The following is a 512-nucleotide window of genomic DNA, read 5'->3' as shown; positions in this document are numbered from 1 at the left end:
TCCGCCGGCCTTAGGATTCTCTCCTCATCCACCTGTGTCGGTTTACGGTACGGGTACGGTATAAACAATAGCGGCTTTTCTTGACGCATGGGTCACGGACTTCGCTACTTTATTTCGCTCCGCATCACGGCTTCCCATTGCCACCCGGATTTGCCAAAGTGGCTGGTACCACGCTTGCACCGGGCTCTCCATTCCCGGCTTCCGCTTTCCTTACGTGTCCCCACAGTTCTGTCATACCGCAGTACAGGAATCTCCACCTGTTGTCCATCGGCTACGACTCTCGTCCTCGCCTTAGGCCCCGACTTACCCAGAGCAGATCAGCTTTACTCTGGAAACCTTGGATATTCGGCCATAAGGATTCTCACCTTATTCTCGCTACTCATTCCGGCATTCTCTCTTCCATGCAGTCCACAGCTCCTTTCGGTACTGCTTCTTCCCGCATGCAATGCTCCTCTACCAACCTTTCGGTTCCTTAGTTTCGGTGGCGCGTTTCAGCCCCGGACATTTTCGGC

1 rRNA gene is annotated in these 512 nt (G+C 54.1%); it reads right to left on the bottom strand.

The window, feature by feature from the left end:
* Nucleotides 1-512 (bottom strand): 23S ribosomal RNA (locus tag ACTNC6_RS16175); the annotation flags it as partial.

Origin of the sequence: Blautia sp. HCP3S3_C4 (assembly GCF_052064095.1) — a bacterium.
Lineage (GTDB): Bacteria > Bacillota > Clostridia > Lachnospirales > Lachnospiraceae > Blautia_A.
Note: the sequence above shows the minus strand (reverse complement) of the source record. Positions and strands in the feature narration are given on the sequence as shown.